Source organism: Aequitasia blattaphilus (assembly GCF_024721305.1).
GTDB classification, from domain to species: Bacteria; Bacillota; Clostridia; order Lachnospirales; family Lachnospiraceae; genus Aequitasia; species Aequitasia blattaphila.
The window spans coordinates 1-17,165 of sequence record NZ_JAMXOD010000024.1 but is presented as its reverse complement, the minus strand read 5'-3'; the positions used below and the strand labels follow the sequence as shown (position 1 = coordinate 17,165).

The 17,165-nt window shown below is 40.3% G+C and carries 1 protein-coding gene and 5 tRNA genes; all 6 read right to left on the bottom strand.

Annotated elements, in window-relative coordinates:
- Positions 1-66 precede the first annotated feature (66 nt).
- Positions 67-16,383 carry a Cna B-type domain-containing protein gene (locus NHH15_RS13270; protein WP_262067136.1) on the bottom strand — a complete coding sequence of 5,439 codons (16,317 nt, stop codon included), beginning with the start codon at positions 16,381-16,383 and terminating at the stop codon, positions 67-69.
- 214 nt (positions 16,384-16,597) lie between these two features.
- Positions 16,598-16,670 (bottom strand) — tRNA-Lys (locus tag NHH15_RS13265).
- A 30-nt stretch (positions 16,671-16,700) separates the two neighbouring features.
- Positions 16,701-16,773: transfer RNA gene (locus NHH15_RS13260), tRNA-Phe, on the bottom strand.
- A 21-nt stretch (positions 16,774-16,794) separates the two neighbouring features.
- A tRNA-Met gene (locus tag NHH15_RS13255) sits at positions 16,795-16,868 on the bottom strand.
- 26 nt (positions 16,869-16,894) lie between these two features.
- A tRNA-Thr gene (locus tag NHH15_RS13250) sits at positions 16,895-16,967 on the bottom strand.
- Between the two features lie 33 nt (positions 16,968-17,000).
- Positions 17,001-17,082: transfer RNA gene (locus NHH15_RS13245), tRNA-Tyr, on the bottom strand.
- Between the last annotated feature and the right edge of the window lie 83 nt (positions 17,083-17,165).

Here is a 17,165-nt window from a genome sequence, read left to right as displayed (position 1 = left end):
CTCCCTTTTATTAACACAAATATCGTATTAAAGTTCCTAGGAAAAGTCAAGTTAAATTTGTGTAAACTATTTTCTTTTCTTTTTTCTTACGCCTATTCCTATCATACTGAACACACTTAGAATCATTAAAGCTCCATAGAAAAGTATGTTTCCATTGTCTCCCGTCTGAACTTGATTGTCAGTATTGCTTACTTCTGCAGGAGTTTCTATCTTAGTTTCTATCCGGGTTTCCTCCAATGGGTTCTCGCCACCTTTGTCCTCAATAATCACTTCTTTTACAAACTCCACATCTACCTCAAGAGGTACCGGAAGATTATCAAAGTCAATTTTCTTTCGTGTTGAACTTATCGCTTCAATATGTCCTGTAATTGGCACCACCGTTTCGGTTCTGGCAATGGTGGTATGGAGCTGCGCCGTAAATGTTCCGTCTTCAGCAATGTTCAGCTTTACCCCTTCTCCATCTAAATCATCAAGATTTCGAATCACAATATTCTCTTGATTGAATCGATATCCGGAATAAGGTTCTGCATAAGCAGTCGTCTGGCAATAAGGTGAACCGCCAAAAGATGGTATTCCATCTGCACAAGTGTCATCATGTCCACTTTCTACCATCACAATGCCACCTTCATGGTTTGCGGTTATATTCTGGATACCCAGCGTTGGCTTAAACTTCACATACACGCAAGCTTCCCGGGGCATATCGTTTAGATCATCTGCCAGAATTAAAACAATCTCACCATTCTCTCCCTTGAAAAGCCTTGCTCCTCTCCATAGAAGATCCTCCAGCAGTTCTCTGCTGCTGCTTGTGCATTCAGCCAATGCTTTTACACTTCCATCTTCATTGAGATAATCGCTGATAATCAGTGTTTTCTCTTCTGGGTCAAAGAAGGTCTTATAAACGATACTGAATTCCTCTCCATAGGTCCAGAAGCGGTCTGGCTTCCATGTAACTGCATTTTCATTAATCCAATGGAGCGCCTCATTACATTCATTTGGATCTCCCCAGCCAACTGTGATAAATCCACCTGCATTCGTAGCTCTTTCCATATCAATGCCTTCATTAACTGTATGATTACTGATTCCAATTTCAGACTTGGTCTTATTATATACCAATGCCTCGCTGACTAATTCATCATCCAATTGTCCACTGAGATTCTTGGATTTTTCCGGAACAAAGTCGTAGTCATCATGGGGAAGCTCCTCAACCATATAATAACAGTTATCTGGCAAGTCATTTAAACAGATTTTCTGTCCAGCGCAGATTGTCATCACGCCCTTCTTATCTGTTTCCTTACTCTTGATAGGAAGTTTTGCTTTTACATCATCCAATGCATTATAAATCTCATATCCACCTGTATAAATATCTCCTGGATTGAATTCATTTATCTTATTGGGACTAATACGGACAACAAACTGAAACTCCATCGTATCCGGTCCGCGGTTAAAGGCTTTTTCTACCGTTAACTTCCCATCCTGTATCAACTGATTTGTCACATTCAACTCTGTGATATTACCGGATTGGTTATCTACCTTTCCTTTTACATAGGAGTCTCCTATTTGTTCATAATACCTTGGAGCATCTTCTGAAACGGCGTAATTCCACGGAGTGATTTCTTTCCAGACAACGTAACGGGGCAATCCTGTGATTTTGTAGGTCCACAGATTTTTTTCCTCATTTTTTTTCCACTGAATATTCAGTTCATCAGCCGATACCTCTTCCCATTGATTTGGAAACTTAGGGTTTTCCCGATATACACGAAGATGAATGGATTCTGGTCTCAGTTTGTACTTATTATTTTGATCTTTCCAAATCTTTGAACCTTCCAGACGAATTTCCATAGGCTTTAATCGATTGATTACAGTTCCCTCAAAGTCTCCGGAATTTGTTCGTGTTGTCTCTGCTTTAAACTCATACTCATCAGCGAGATCAATCTCCACGACTTGATACGTATATTCCCCGCCAGAGGTATCACATTTTGGTAAACCATCAAAAAGGATTGTTTGTGTCTCATCCGTTGCCGCACTTGCTGTTTTTTGAATGATTCTCTTACCGGTTTTGTCTGCAACCTCTGTAAACTCTTCCCGATCTTGACTCCGGCGTTGAAGTGCAAAAGCAATATTTTCTGGTCTTGACTGATAGATATTGTTTCCATCATCCCATTGCTTTGTCACAGTGACTTTAACGGTTTTAAGTGTATTCGTAAGAGAAGCCTTGTGTATTAACCCTGTTGCATCACTTAATGCTCCTGCTATTGCACTCTCATTTGCAATTGAGCCACTGCTTTCATTATTCTTTTCATATTGGACGAAGCTGCTTGTATAACCCGCCACTTCCTTCTCTTTTATAAAATAGTATACCTGCTTTGACACCTCTTCAACCCGTTCCATAATCGGCAGCTCTTCTGACGTACCTTTCCAATCATCTTCCTTGATTGTTATCGTCCCCACAGCTGTACCACTTTCCAAATCCGTTGGCTCTGTGGTTTTCATAATCGTAAAGGTCACCTCTTCAGGCCGGGTACCAAACACATCATCGTTATCCGCCCAGGATTTTGTCACTTCCAGCTTTAAGGTCTTTGGTGTATAGCTGTTTTTTATCGTCACCCTTTGTGAATTGTCTGAGGTTTCAATTTCACAGCTCTCTCCAAATTCACCTTGTTCCAACTGATACGTTGTTGTGTACGAATTCACCGCAGTCTCTTCCACCTTGTAGATCCACTGGGAACCATCCCCGTCATACTTTGGAAGGTTTTCCCAGGTGGCAGACCAACCGTTGTCAGCGTCTAGTGTTTTTTCAACATATATTCCGGTACCAACTTGAATTAACTTTACCTTGACTTCATCTGGACGAATTCCATCCCGGTTACCATCATCATCCCACTGCTTCGATACCGTAATATTTCCCCGGGTAATTAACTGATTGGTAATGGACTTCGTTTCAGCGTTATAGTCTCCAAGAGCATATCCCATGCTCTGAGTATCGTTCTCTCCAATTTCATGTGATCCAACTTTCGTTTCTACGGCCCGGTATTCGTAATCTTTTCCATTCCCATCTTTAATTGGTAAACTCGTAAATTTCTTCTTCCAGTTTCCATCCTCCTCAGACAGTGTCAGCTGTGCAGTATCTCCTGCCCCATCCTTCCACTGGCTTTCCGGGTCTGTTACTTTTCGGTATTGCAGCTGGAATTCCACACTTTCCGGACGTTGTACATAGTCGGTTTCATCATCCCACTTTTTCTCTACCTCCAGCTCTGTTGTATTGATACTATTTTCAATCGTTGCTTTATGTGTTGTACCTCGCTCATCTGCTAAGCTTCCTGCAATAGCAGACTCTTCTGTGTTCAGCGTACCATTATTGCCAGTCACTTGATACGTATAACTGGATGAAGTATAGCCGGGCACTTCAATCTCTTTAATGTAGTAATAAAGAACTTGTTGGTCTTCCATAATCGGTAAATCTTCCCACGTGTTCATCCAGCTGTCTTTTTGTATGGACAATGGATTGTTTACTTTATGACTATCATCATGGGATAACGCCTCATCTGGATCCGTGGTTTTATACAATTGGAACTGAACCGAATCAGGCCTGCTTTCAAAACGATTGTTTTCATCCCTCCAGCTTTTGGTGATGCTCAAATTCATTGTTTTTGGCTTGTAGCTGTTCTTAACCAATACCGACTGTGCATCTTCTCCTGTAATGATTGGAGCATCCTCATCATACTCCCCGTCACCTACTTTGTAGGAGGCCGCTTTGTAGTCTGTATCAAGCACTGAGTCATCCTCAACGACTTCTTCAACCTTATAAGTCCACAGAGTCTCTCCATCAGGTTTATATTTCGGCAGGTTATCCCAGGTATACTTCCACTGATTTTCTTCCTTTAACTCCACCTCTACAGGTTCATTACTGCTGCCAACTTGAGTCAGTCGAATGGTCACTTCTGCTGGACGGATACCATCTTGATTGTCTCCATCATCCCAAATCTTCTCTACCGTAATGGAATTTCGCAGAAGCAAGGAATTCGTGATACTTCCCTTGTAGTCTTCTGAATCATACAGAGCAAAATCCCCTACTTCATAGCCATACCCTTTCTGATCCTTAATTCCTTGATTCTCTATTTTTATTTCTTCTGCCTTATACTCAAAAATCTGTCCAGCTGCATTTTTAACGGGAAGATTTTCAAAGACTGCTGTCCAGCTATTCTCTGCCTTTGCTGTCTGGGTTCTATCACTCTTTTTAGTCCACTGTCCATCAGGTTCCACTCGATAAAAGAGCTGGAAAGTCACTTCATCTCCTCGTTGTGGGAAGGGCGTTTCGTCACTCCATATCTTTGTCACATTGAATTCTGTGGTCTCCAAGGTATTGTAAATGTTTATCAAATGCTCCGTTCCGTCTGGATCGTCAATGCTTCCTTCAATAGCTGTGTTATTCCTCGTATTACCTGCACTGTCCTCTGCGTTTTGATAGGTAATTGTTGAACTAACATAGCCTTCCACACTGATTTCCTCAGCGTAATAATACAGTATTTCTCCTGCTGCCATAACAGGTAAGTCCTGAATCGTTTTTGTCCAATTCTCAGAGGCTTTGATTTCATAAGTACCAACTAGCGTTTCTGATTGATACAGATTTACAGAGATACTTTCTGGGCGATTACCAAATTCATTTTCATCTCCCCACTCTTTTGTAAACTTAATATCCATAGTCTTAGGCTTGTAGCTATTTTTTACCGTGACCGTTGTGCCACTTTGGCTGATTGTTGGAATCTCTTCACTAAATTCCCCATCACCTGTACGGTAAGTTGCTGTATATTCTTCTGGAGTAACCTCCTCTACTTTGTAAGTCCATACCTCGCCGTTTGGTTTATACTTCGGTAAATTAGTCCACGTATAGCTTACACTTCCATCATTGTCTGTCGGAACATCGACTTCCTGTTCTTTTACTCCTTGTGCACCACCAATCTGTGTCAGCTTGAAAGTAATCGTCGCCGGACGGATACCATCCTGATTGTCTCCATCATCCCAAATCTTGGTTATGGTTACATTCTCATAAATACTTAATGTATTTGTAATCTCTACATCACTTGTTTGAGTTGCCTCATACCCAGAGGCTTGGCTGTTTTGATCAAAGGAATTATCTCCGACCTTTATTTCCTTAACCCGATATGCATATGAAACGCCAGCATTGTTCTCAACAGGAAGGTTCTTCACTTCCTTCTCCCAGCTATCCTCTAAACTGAGCTGGAATGGAGATAGGGCAGCATCTTTCCACTCTTCTTCTCCCGTCAATTTGTACTGTAATTGATAGGTTACACTTTCTGGATTTTGTGGAAATATTGTACTCTTGTGGTTCCAGGTTTTCTTCACCTGAATTGCTGTTTTGTTCAACGTATTGGTTACGGCAGCCGAATGGGTTCTGGGATTTGCCCCGTCAAAAACACTTCCCTTCAGGGCGGTTGTTCCATTTACAGTTCCCTTGCTGGCTATCGTCGAATCATCAAGGGAATATTGATAGCTGGCAGTGTACCCCTCTATAGAAACTTCTTCAACGGAGTAGTAAAGCTCGGTGCCATCTTCCCTTAGATTTAACCCTTCAAAAAGAATGGTTTTCCAACCACTGCTTTTTGTTGTCTCTTTACGGCCGACCTCTGTCCTATCTGTCATATCAGCATTTTCAGACTTGTATAGAACATAAGTTAGCTTCTCACTTGGGCGGGTAGCATCAATTCCATTTGGATTCAAAATACTGTTTGCCTCCCCATCATTCCATGTTTTTCCCACAGAGAGATTCATCTTACGAGGCGTATAGCTATTGGTTACTGCAACATTTTGGGCACTCTGAGAAACTGTAATGGTCTCACATTTCGCCTTTGCCTCTCCCCCGTCCAGCTTATAAGTTGTTGTATACCACGTATCCGTACCATCTGAACTTGTCATGGTTTCTACAACCTTATAGTCCCAGGTTGTTACTCCATCCTCGTGATATTTGGGCAAATCTTCCCATGTATAGCTCCATTCCGTTCCATTGTGTGGCAATGTAATTTCATCACTTCGAGCGGGTTCCCCATCTTCCTTTAGCTGCTGCAGGGTCATTTTGATGCTGGTAGGGCGAATCCCATCCTGATTATTGCCATCCTGCCAATTCTTTGTGACGGTAATATCTCCCCGGACAATCAAGGTATTCGTAATGGTATTTGTATCCGAATTAAAGTCTCCTACTGTGTATCCATGAGCCTCCCTTAAATCATCCACTTCCGTGACATCTTGATCTCCCACCTTTGTTTCAATTGCTTGGTATTCGTATGCCACATTGTTCTTGTTTCGAACCGGCAGATTTTGAAAAGTATTGGTCCAGGTATTCGTTGTGTTCTCGCCTGTCAGCTCTATGGTATAGGATGTATCAATCCACTCTTCTTCACCTGTTAACCTGTATTGTAACTGATAGGTTACGTTATCCGGACGCTGGGCAAAAAGATCGTAATCAACCCACGTTTTATGAACCGTCATGTCTGTTGTATCTAGAGTATTTTTAACCGTTGCAAAATGTGTTTTGCTACTTGCTCCATCCAGTATACTACCTGTGATTGCTTTACCTGTTACGATCTTCCCTTCGCTATTCTCTGCCTTTGTATACGTGTACGCAACCGTGCTATAACCCGTTACAGAACGCTCAACAACAGCGTAATAGACGTCTTTTCCACCTTCTCTTAGAGGCAGATCTTCCCATGTTGCGTTACTCCAATCACCACTTGATGGTTTGGTCAAGGTTTTATTGTAGGTTTCTTCCTCTAGCTTTGTTAAATCGGTTACCCCATCTTTATTGGTGGTTTTCCACAATTCAAAGGTAATCGACTCTGGACGAATTTCCTGCAGGTTTTCCCCACCAATGGTTCTTCCTATGGCTGCATCCTCCCACTTTTTGGTGAGAGTCAGATTCATCTTACGAGGAGTATAGCTATTTTTAAAAGTAACTGTTTCATCTATGTTTGAAGATGTCTTTCCCATTGTAAAGCTGACATCATTATCTACTTTATAGGAAGCGGCATACCAATCTGGCTTACCATCTGATTCCGATGTATCCTCCGTCACTCGATATTCCCACTCTGATCTATCTGGCCGATATTTGGGAAGGTTTTCCCACGTGTAGCTCCAATTGTTATTCTGAGACAGTATAATCACATTCGTTTTGTTAGGGTTTCCATCCTGCTTTAGCTGCTCCAATTTCATTTTGACGCTGGTAGGCCGGATGCCATCCTGATTGGATGCGTCATCCCATTCTTTGGTAACAGTAATCGTCTTCTCCCGTGTAATCAGACTGTTCGTGATTTCTGTATTACTTGTCTGAGTGGATGAATATCCATAGGCTTTACTCTCACTGTCTACCGCTGTCCCTCCAATTGCTTTTTCGATTCCACGATACTCGTATGAAACACCCTCCTTATTATACTTCGGTAGATTGGAAAAGGTATTGGTCCAGGTATCAGCAGTTAAAGTAATCTCATTCGTGGTATTATTCCATTGGCTTTCTGGATCGGTCTGCAAGCGGTACTGCAGCTGATAAGTTACATTATCAGGACGCTGATTAAACAGATTGTAGTCCACCCAATCCTTTGTTACCTCCAGAGATGTTTTATCCAGGGTATTCGTTACCGTTACCTGGTTCTCTTTCACCGCCGTTCCATTGTGAATGTCTCCAGTAATTGCTTTCTCCACAGAGCCGCTTTTAACAATATCTCCATTTCCTTTTAAAGTGTAGTCATAGACAGGGGCAAGGTAGCCATTTTCCTTTTCTTCTAATACAAAGTAGTAAATACATTTTGATGTCCCATCCTTTCGTTCACGAAGATCTAGTCCACTCCATGTATGGGTCCAACTCTGTGAAGCTCCTATTGTTTTACTTCCTACCTCTGTTGCTCCCTCCACTGTTGAATCTGTAATTATCACACCAGCCGGATTTGTTGTCTTATAAAGCAGCAGTGTAATAGACTCCGGACGGATATCATCCAACTTGTTTCCAATGGCTGCATTGATAATAGTATCATCCTGATTCCAATTTTTCGTTGCCTTCAGATCCATCTTTCGAGGCACATAAGTATTTTTAAACACTACACTGTCTGTAATCTGTGTAGAGGTGGTGCCCGTTGTATATTCAGAAGCGTTGTCAACCTTATAGGATGTGCTGTAATAATCGGAAAATCCCGTTTTTTTACTTCCCGTTATACTATCTGTAATCTTTTGATCCGTAATTTCCCGTACTTTATATACCCACTCTGTACTCCCATCTGGTTGATATTTCGGTAGATTCGGAATTTCCAAACTCCATTCATCTCCACTATTCTCAGATGCCTTCATAGTATATATTTTTTTTGTTTCTGTAGGATTTGAGGATTCTCCATTTGACTGAATCAACTCAAAGTCCAAGGATTCCGGACGAATACCATCCTGATTGGATGCATCATCCCATTCTTTGGTAATGGTAATCTTTCCTCGCTGCAATAACCGATTGGTAATGGTTCCTTTATGGGTTCCTTCATTCCCACTGGTTCTTTCAAATTCACCAACTTCATATCCATGAGCTGTCCTAATATCTTCATCATTTTCATTCTTTCCATCTGTAACATCATCATCTCCAATAGAGGTCTCAACTGCCTTATACTGATAGAATTTTTCTTCTCCATTGTCCGTAAAAGTTTTTGGCAGGTTATTGAAATTAATACTGGTATTTCCTTTTTTCAGAATAACTTCTGTATCTGTCTCTGTCCATGTGCTTCCATTGTCCTTACTGTAATACAGCTGGAAGGTTACATCTGCTTCCTGACTCAGTCCTTCGTTTCCGTTATTCCAGATTTTCGTTACCGTCAGACGGGTTGTCTCCAGTTCATTGATTGCCTCGGCCTTATGGGTTTTCGTTCCACTATCCTCAATGCTTCCCGCTACTGAGGTTCCTTTTACTATGCTTCCTTTGCTTCCACTGGAATCTAAGGTATAAGCATAGGTTGGCGCCTTATAATTGAGCTGCTTTTCTTCTACAACAGAGTAATAGATGTCCTTTCCGTTTTCCCGGACTGGTAAATCCTTCCACGTAGTTGCATCAAGTGGAGGTGCTCCCCATCCATTCCCTTCATTCAATGTGATAGGTGGAACCCCCACAGCAGTTGGGGACTCCCCTCCTACTGATTTCATCAAGGTCAGAGTGATTTCATTCGAGCGAATATCACTTCGATTCCCTTCACCTATTGAATTAATCTGGCTGTCTTTCCAGTTTTTTGATACTGCAAGATTCATCTTTGCCGGCTCATGCTTATTGGTAAAGGTGAATATCTTTGTGCCACTGTTCGTAGATGTTTCAGCTGGCAATGTCCAATTATTTTGAGCACTCCCTGTTGTAAGGGTATAATATTTTTTATTTGTTCCTAAATTTTCCGTTACGGAATAGGTGCTTTCCTCGCTTTTCCCACTATCGTCAGACTTATATTTCGGTACATAGACAGTTGTAGCCCATTTATTTGTATTTTCACCTTCCTGATTTGCTGCTGTCAGCGTAACCAGGCATACATTCGTCGTGTCACTATCCCTGACTATGGTAAAGGTAATACTGCCTGGACGAACACCATCTTGATTGTTATTATCGTCCCAAATCTTTTCGATTTTTAGTGGAATCGTCTCCAAGGTGTTGGTAATATTGTAAGCACCATCTCCAGGATTATTTGTAACGCTATAGCTTCCTGCATATTCGCTGGTTATTGTTATATCTCCTATTTTTGTCTCAACAAAACGATATTGTATTGCCGCTCCACTTGCATCGTACTTAGGCAATTTTTCAATACTAAAGGAAATTGTATTACTCTTCTTTAAATCAGCCTTTGATAAAGTCTTCGTTACGGTTTCTGTTGCACCATCTTTCCTTTGTTGATAATCTTTCCATTGACTACCGTCTGTAAAATATTGAAGTTTAAAAGTCAATTTCTCCGGCAGCATCATATTGTATTCAGCACTTGTTAATACAACTGTATTTTGATTCTCTGTGTACTTATAGAAATCTTTTCTTCCGCTTGCTGTCGTTCTGGACAATTCATTCTTAAAATCAACGACAAGGGTATCCTCTGTTCGTTTTGCTTGAGCTGCTACATTTACACCAGAATCCAAAATGCCCGTGCTGTCGCCAACAGTAAGTACATTTTCACTCATTGTTACACGAGCTGTATACCGCTGATTTGTCTTTCCCATATCCGGATTTACTTCTTCTACATAGTAAACATATGGCTGTCCATTGGTAGCATATTGATATAAAGTATACTCACTTGAAAGAATCTCCCCATAAAGTTCGGTTTTTCCAGTCAAAGGACTTTTTGCCTTAACGGAATAATTCCAAATGCTGCCATTTTTGATCCATTCTATTTCAATCTTGTCTGTAATATTTTCGATTGAACTACTAATTAACGAACCACTTGTATCCAAACGTCCGCGGTATACCTTTAACTCCAAATCAGCTGGACGTGTTTGATACAAGTCTTCACTGTCATCCCATGTTTTGCTTCCACCTAAAGATAATAGTGGTCCACCTGTGTAAGTATTGGTAAGATCATATTTAAAAATCTCTTTTGTGAAGTTCCCATCTTCTTTTTCCAAAAGACCTACAGAGTTTTTATCCTCAAAATCTTCGTTCGATGTCTCATAACCGTCCATAGCTTCTTCCACATAATAACGATAGGGTCTGCCATTAGGAGCATATTTTGTCAACTTCTCATATTTAACCGTACTGGATTTCGAAGCGTCACAAGTCAATTTTTGTGCATCATCAATAAGTTCCGGTGCTGTATTTTTTGTATCATTACCATCCTCATCTACCATGACCCGGTATAGCTTAAGGGATACCTCCGGATATAGGGATGGATCAACTTCCTCTGGGATACCTGTCCACGTCTTCGTTACGGTAACACTTAAGTGTTCCTTCTGCTGTTCTTCCGGCATGTACTTATTGGTAACGGTTAAGTTATACTCATCATATACCGGATCAAAGTATCCCGGTGTATGTCCACTGACCTCCTGGGCTATATATTTAACGAAAACACCGTATGAATCATACTTATCCAACTTATCAGTGGTTCCGTCTCCTCCAACTTTCGTGAATTCAAAATTCTTTTTTCCTCCATCCAGCTGAACCGTTGCATATCCAGTTACCTCTGAATAAACAAATTCCCCGGCATTGTCATCATATTGATAGATTTTTAGCTCCAGGGTAATTCCAGGATAATCGGATGTATCCACATTCTCAGGCATGTTCTCCCATACCTTTTGCCCGGTCAGATAGCGGTCACCAATTCTTTTATTGACAATGGTATCTCCATCTTTGGCATAAATATTTTCTCCTGTTTTTTTCTCTCCTGTGGCATCAAAGAATTTTGCATTTTCTCCAAGGGTCTCTTTTAAAATAGCATAAACTCCTGCAATACTTGTATCTGTACTTTCTTTCGAAACTTCCTTGGGACTTCCGGTATAGTATTCCGTTATGTATTCTCCTGTAACAGGCATAACCTCTTTGACAAAGTAGAATTTTTCTTTTCCTTTATCATCATACCGGGATAGATTATTGAATGTACATTTCCAGTAATAGTCATTAAATCCACCGTCACCAGTCGTTGTCCATACGTAATCGTCATAGCCCTTCATCTGATTCAGATTGGTACCATTTTCATTGTAAGACCAATAGAGCTCAAAATACATATCGGAACGGTTGCGGGTCTCGTCCTTACGGGTAACATCCTTCCAGACTTTGTATACGTCCATATTTTTCGTTTCTGCACGTTTGTTGGTTATATTATAAGTATACGTATCCTCTCGTAGTTCTCCCTCTGTATGTTCTCCGTACTCCCGTTTTTCATCTGTATACACACGATAAACATGTCCGTCACTAAGAGAGAAGCTTCCCCCAGATGCCTTGTGTGGCTCTTCAACGTTCTTTTCCTTTACAAACTTTTCAATCACACGATAATCATACAGAACTCCATTGCCATCGTATTTCGGTAATTCATTAATGCTCTGTGTCCACTCTTTCTCCTCTGTAAGAACAATCTCTTCCTTATAATCTTTCCATTCCTCTGTGTAATTCAACCGCTGCTGAATTTGGAATGTGGCACTCTCTACGGTTGTCTTATAGTGATCCTGATCGATCCATTCTTTCTGAATCTCAATGTTTACGGTTCCTTTGCGCACATTGGTAAAGGTATAGCTTGAGGGCTGGAGAGTTCCATACTTATCCGTATCATTTCGATAAGCTACCTGGGCATACGTATCATAATGATGCTCCTGGGTTGTGACTTCTCCAACTATTGTCTTTGTTGGGCTTAAAATAGGAAACTCCGTTTGGTACTCTACATCTGCTCCTGCAACGCTTTTTTCTTTTACATAGTAATTAGAATAATCCCAATAGTACCGCTGAAGTTTCTCTTTTTCTTCCTCTGTCAAATCACTGGTTTCTTCCAAGTTATTTACGTTTGGCAGACCAATCCAAGCCTCCCAATCACCTTTTTCTGTTAAAGTGGCAGACTTATAATGCTGAAATGTTCCTGTTTTCTGATCCTTCATATACACATCAACAACGACATTGTCACGACAATTTTCATCCCCATCATCTGCCCAAACTTTTCTGACGTAAATATCTCTTCCAGGTGTTGCGGGTGTATTTGTAATGGTTGCTTCTACAAGGTTAACCCTTGTATAATCTCTCTCAACCTCTGTCCTATTATAACTATAGCCCACGTGATACCCTGCTGGACGTTGTGTCTCTACTACTGTATATACATACTCTCTTCCGTCTTCATCATAACGAGGCAGACCAGATACTGTATACCAATTGCCATTCCATTCTTCACCTTTAATATTCGTATCAGCAGCCTCTATTTTATACTCCGTGTCATCAACCAGCTTGCCGTCTCGATAAATTTTAAAGTGAACATCTTGTACTTGACCATCTTCTATCAAGCCATTCCATACTTTTTTTACTTTTACCTCTGCCGTTCCCACCAGTTGGTTTGAAAGACTTGTGGTCCCATCCCCATTGGATGAAGCAACAAGTTCAAAAGCATATCCATCAACGGTGTATTTTCCATTTTCATCTACTACAAATGATTTTTCGTCAATGGTTCCTCCAACTTCCGTTACACGGTACTCATATTCCAGTCCTTCTTCATCAAACTGTGGCAGGTTTTCAAAGCTATGGGTCTTGGTCATTTCTTCTGCACGGAAACCACCAAGGGTTTCTGTCTTGACTTCTTCGTAATCTCCCTCAGATCCCTTTATCTTTCTCTCCAGTTTTAAATCAACGGAGGATTCCATATCCTGTTTTGCATTTGCTTTCCAGGACTTGGTCACATTTACATTTACGGTACCAGTTCTTCTGTTTTGCAATGTTTGTCCGTTAAAGAGAGCATTTTTGGAATCTCCTGTATTCCCTTCACTATCCTTATAATATCTCTTGTAGTTACCAGCAGCTTCTCCACTTAGAATTTCCTGAACAAAGTAAATATACTCGTTCCCTTCACTGTCAAAACGAGGCAGTCCTTCTTTTGGATAGCCTTCAAGCTTTGAAAAATCAATACTATACTTTGTTGTGTCTTTATCAAGGGGCAGCTCCATACCAGAAACTGGTGATGCCGTAGTATAATCCCTGCCTGAAACATTCGGATAGCGATATAGGATTAACCTTCCATTTGGTCTGGTTTGATTTCCATCATCCTGCCATTCCTTTTCCGCAGAATATTCTATACTGTCTGTTAAAGTATTGATAATTCTTCCTTTGTCATAACAAGCAGATGTATCCTCAAGATAATTTCCTTCATTTGCATAGCTTCCTGTATAAACAACGGATTCGCTGTCTGATAAGCTATTTCCCTCTGCAATAGGCATTCCCGTCTTATTCTCCGGTAAACCTTCTTCCTTTAGGAAATAAACATAGACATTTCCATTTTCATCATACTCTGGAAGGTTGGAAATTTCTATGCCCCATTCATTTGCAGTCTCTTTAATATTCAGCTTGGCATCTGTTTCCCCATCACCTGTTAAGCTGATTTCATCTGTTACGGTATTGGTACCACTTGTATGGCTGCGATACAATTTAATATTTGCTGCCAGTTCTTCCGCTGTCCGGCGGGTTGAAAACTTATTACTTCCATCCATCCACACCTTTGTCCCATTGAATTGTTTCTTATGAGTCAGCATTACTCGATTAGAGTCTTCTTCTTTCTCAATAAAATAGCTGTCTGAGATAGCTTCCGTTGTACTTTTGGATATCTCAAAGAAATATTCGATTGTTGATTCCGATGATACTGCTGTAGGTTCTTCATTCTCACCGGTTTCTGTACTTGTCATTACAACTGTCGTTGGCAGCTCTCCATATTTGAAGATCCAGTTTGCTTGATTCTCGCCATCTATTCCATCAATAGAAGGCCAGGAGTCATCCACTGTAATCCCCCACTCTTTCAAAATTTCTTTCGTTAATTCTTTTTTTTCTGTAGTCCCTTCCCCAGTGGTTTCTGTATAATATACCGTTAATTGAAAATCATCACTTGAAGGTCTATCTTTTGATGCATTTTTATTATCATTCCAGTTTACAGTTACTTGATAATCTTCAGCTGCTGTTACAATAGGAGCTTTACTTGATAAAACTGCTGTATTATTTCCACTATAATTGAGAGTGTATTCATCCTCCAATTGACTTTCATCCTGAAGCTTAAATCCATAGCTTATTCCTTTTCCATTTCCTTCATCATCAAAATATTTCAGACTTGCTGGAATATTAGAATAGGTATATATCCATCCATCACTATTTTTGTCTACCTCAGCTGATGGAAATGTATCCGATGAAAATCCCCAGGACATCCATATCTCTTCCGTCAACTTTTCACTTTCTTCCATACCTTCAATCTGATAGTAAAGATCTAACGGTAGATTTTCTGGTCTGGTGTTTGCAAAATTTTCATTGTCATTCCAGATTACATTAACGGTATAGTCTTCTTTTGTATAATCAATCGGCAATGTGCTGGTTAAAATTGCATTGCCATTTTCATAGCTTATATCGTAATAATTGACACTCTCACTTGTCAGTGTAAAAGAATACTGTATATTTATCGTCTCACGTACAAGGGGATCTCCATTTTCATCCACTGCCTCTTTATCTGTATATACTAAGACAGTAGGCAGATTTTTATACTGATTAATCCATTCCGCCGATTCTTTGCTTAGTGTTGGATTGTCTTTTCCCTCTCCTAAAGGATAATCTTCCGTTGGAAGCTTCCAGAAATCCCATACTTCTGTTGTCAATGGTGCTGCTTCATCCATTTCATCTGTTTGATAATAAAGGGTTGTAGGGAGACTCTCTGGTCTCTTACCAAGCTTGTCTTCATTATCCTGCCAGATAATACGAGCGTCAAAGACTCCAGATGTTATTGCCACATCCCAATCACCACTAATCTCAATCTTTTTACTTTCATTTCTAGAAAGAGTATTTGGTGTATTTATAATCGTTTCTTTTTCCTCTTCCTCCCTAAGGTAGGAAACATGAATATCGTTTCTATCTTCATTTAATGTTATTGTATTTATTTCATTACGATATCCATCCATATCAAGGAATTCAAAAGAATATGTCCCTTGTCCCCCATCTTGTTTTTGTTTCTTAAGTCCTCTAAGGCTAAAGCTCCATATTTCTTTGCTATCACTACTTTCCAAGACTTCTTTATCGATTATTGAAGCTTGGTAAGGGGTTCCGTTATCATCTATAATTGAGAAAGAGTTATTAAAATATTCATCAATGGTAATTGGTGCTTTTCCTTCCCATTCAACAATTCCACTAACAGAATATAAGGGCAATGAGTATCCGATTTTTTTATCTCCACAAAGAACACCTTCTATATCAGGTGTTAGGTTTACGATCTCTTCACTTGTACTATACTCACTTTCATCCCCTAATAATTGATACCCCTCTGGAGTTGTTGTTTGGACTTCATATATAAACTCCTCCTGGGTATCCTCTATGTATTTTGGCAAATCATAAATATAGTAGGTTGATACCCCTATATCTTCTCCTTCTACCGTAGATTCCTCTACGAGCTCCAGAGTTTTCTCTTCCAGAACATTTCCATTTTGTAAAAGAGTTATGACCTGTCCAATGTCTGGTCTGCTTGATAAAATATTATTTTCATCCTTCCATAAAATATCAAGCTTAATGCTTATGTACTCTTGTACAAATTCTTCCTTTTTCTCAGTTTCTTCCTGCCCGTAATCAAGATCACTAATTATTTCGCTCTCGTTTTCTTGCGCAAAAATATTTCCCATGTTTGATGGGAACAATAGCATAATCGCAAGAATTAGTGCAATTCCTCTCTTTAGCCTCATATTCTTCTCCTTCATAAAACGCTTATTACACACATATATCATAAGAATATCATATCTTAGGCACTTTTTTTACATATTTTGAATATTTTAATATTTTTTATAAAATCACCTGATTTTTTTGGGTATTATCCTTGATGAGAGATGGAAATGCTTTAAAAGACATAGAAAAAGCCGCTTTCCTTTTAATATCAAGGAAAACGACTTTTTCTGTTAATGAGCGTGCGGAGGTTCGAACTCCGGACAACTTGATTAAAAGTCAAGTGCTCTACCAACTGAGCTACACACCCATAAGAATTATTCAATTTTTGTAATGAAAATGCCCAGAGCCGGAATCGAACCAGCGACACGAGGATTTTCAGTCCTCTGCTCTACCGACTGAGCTATCTGGGCAAGTATGCATAGCATACAAAATTGCGGGGGCAGGATTTGAACCTACGACCTTCGGGTTATGAGCCCGACGAGCTTCCAGACTGCTCCACCCCGCGACGTTATCAAATTGTTAGCTTATAAAAGCCGTTGACCGGACTTGAACCGGTAACCTGCTGATTACAAATCAGCTGCTCTGCCAATTGAGCCACAACGGCATTGCGTAATCAGCTTACACACTTTCGTGTGAGTGGATGGAGAAGGATTCGAACCTTCGAAGGCGTTGCCAACAGATTTACAGTCTGCCCCCTTTGGCCACTCGGGAACCCATCCATAATATATATGTTCACATTTCTTTGTGAATGGGACCAATAGGGCTCGAACCTATGACCCCCTGCTTGTAAGGCAGGTGCTCT

Excerpts from the sequence above, each read along its gene's own strand:
- NHH15_RS13270 (WP_262067136.1), bottom strand. The coding sequence starts at position 16,383 with ATGAGGCTAAAGAGAGGAATTGCACTAATTCTTGCGATTATGCTATTG.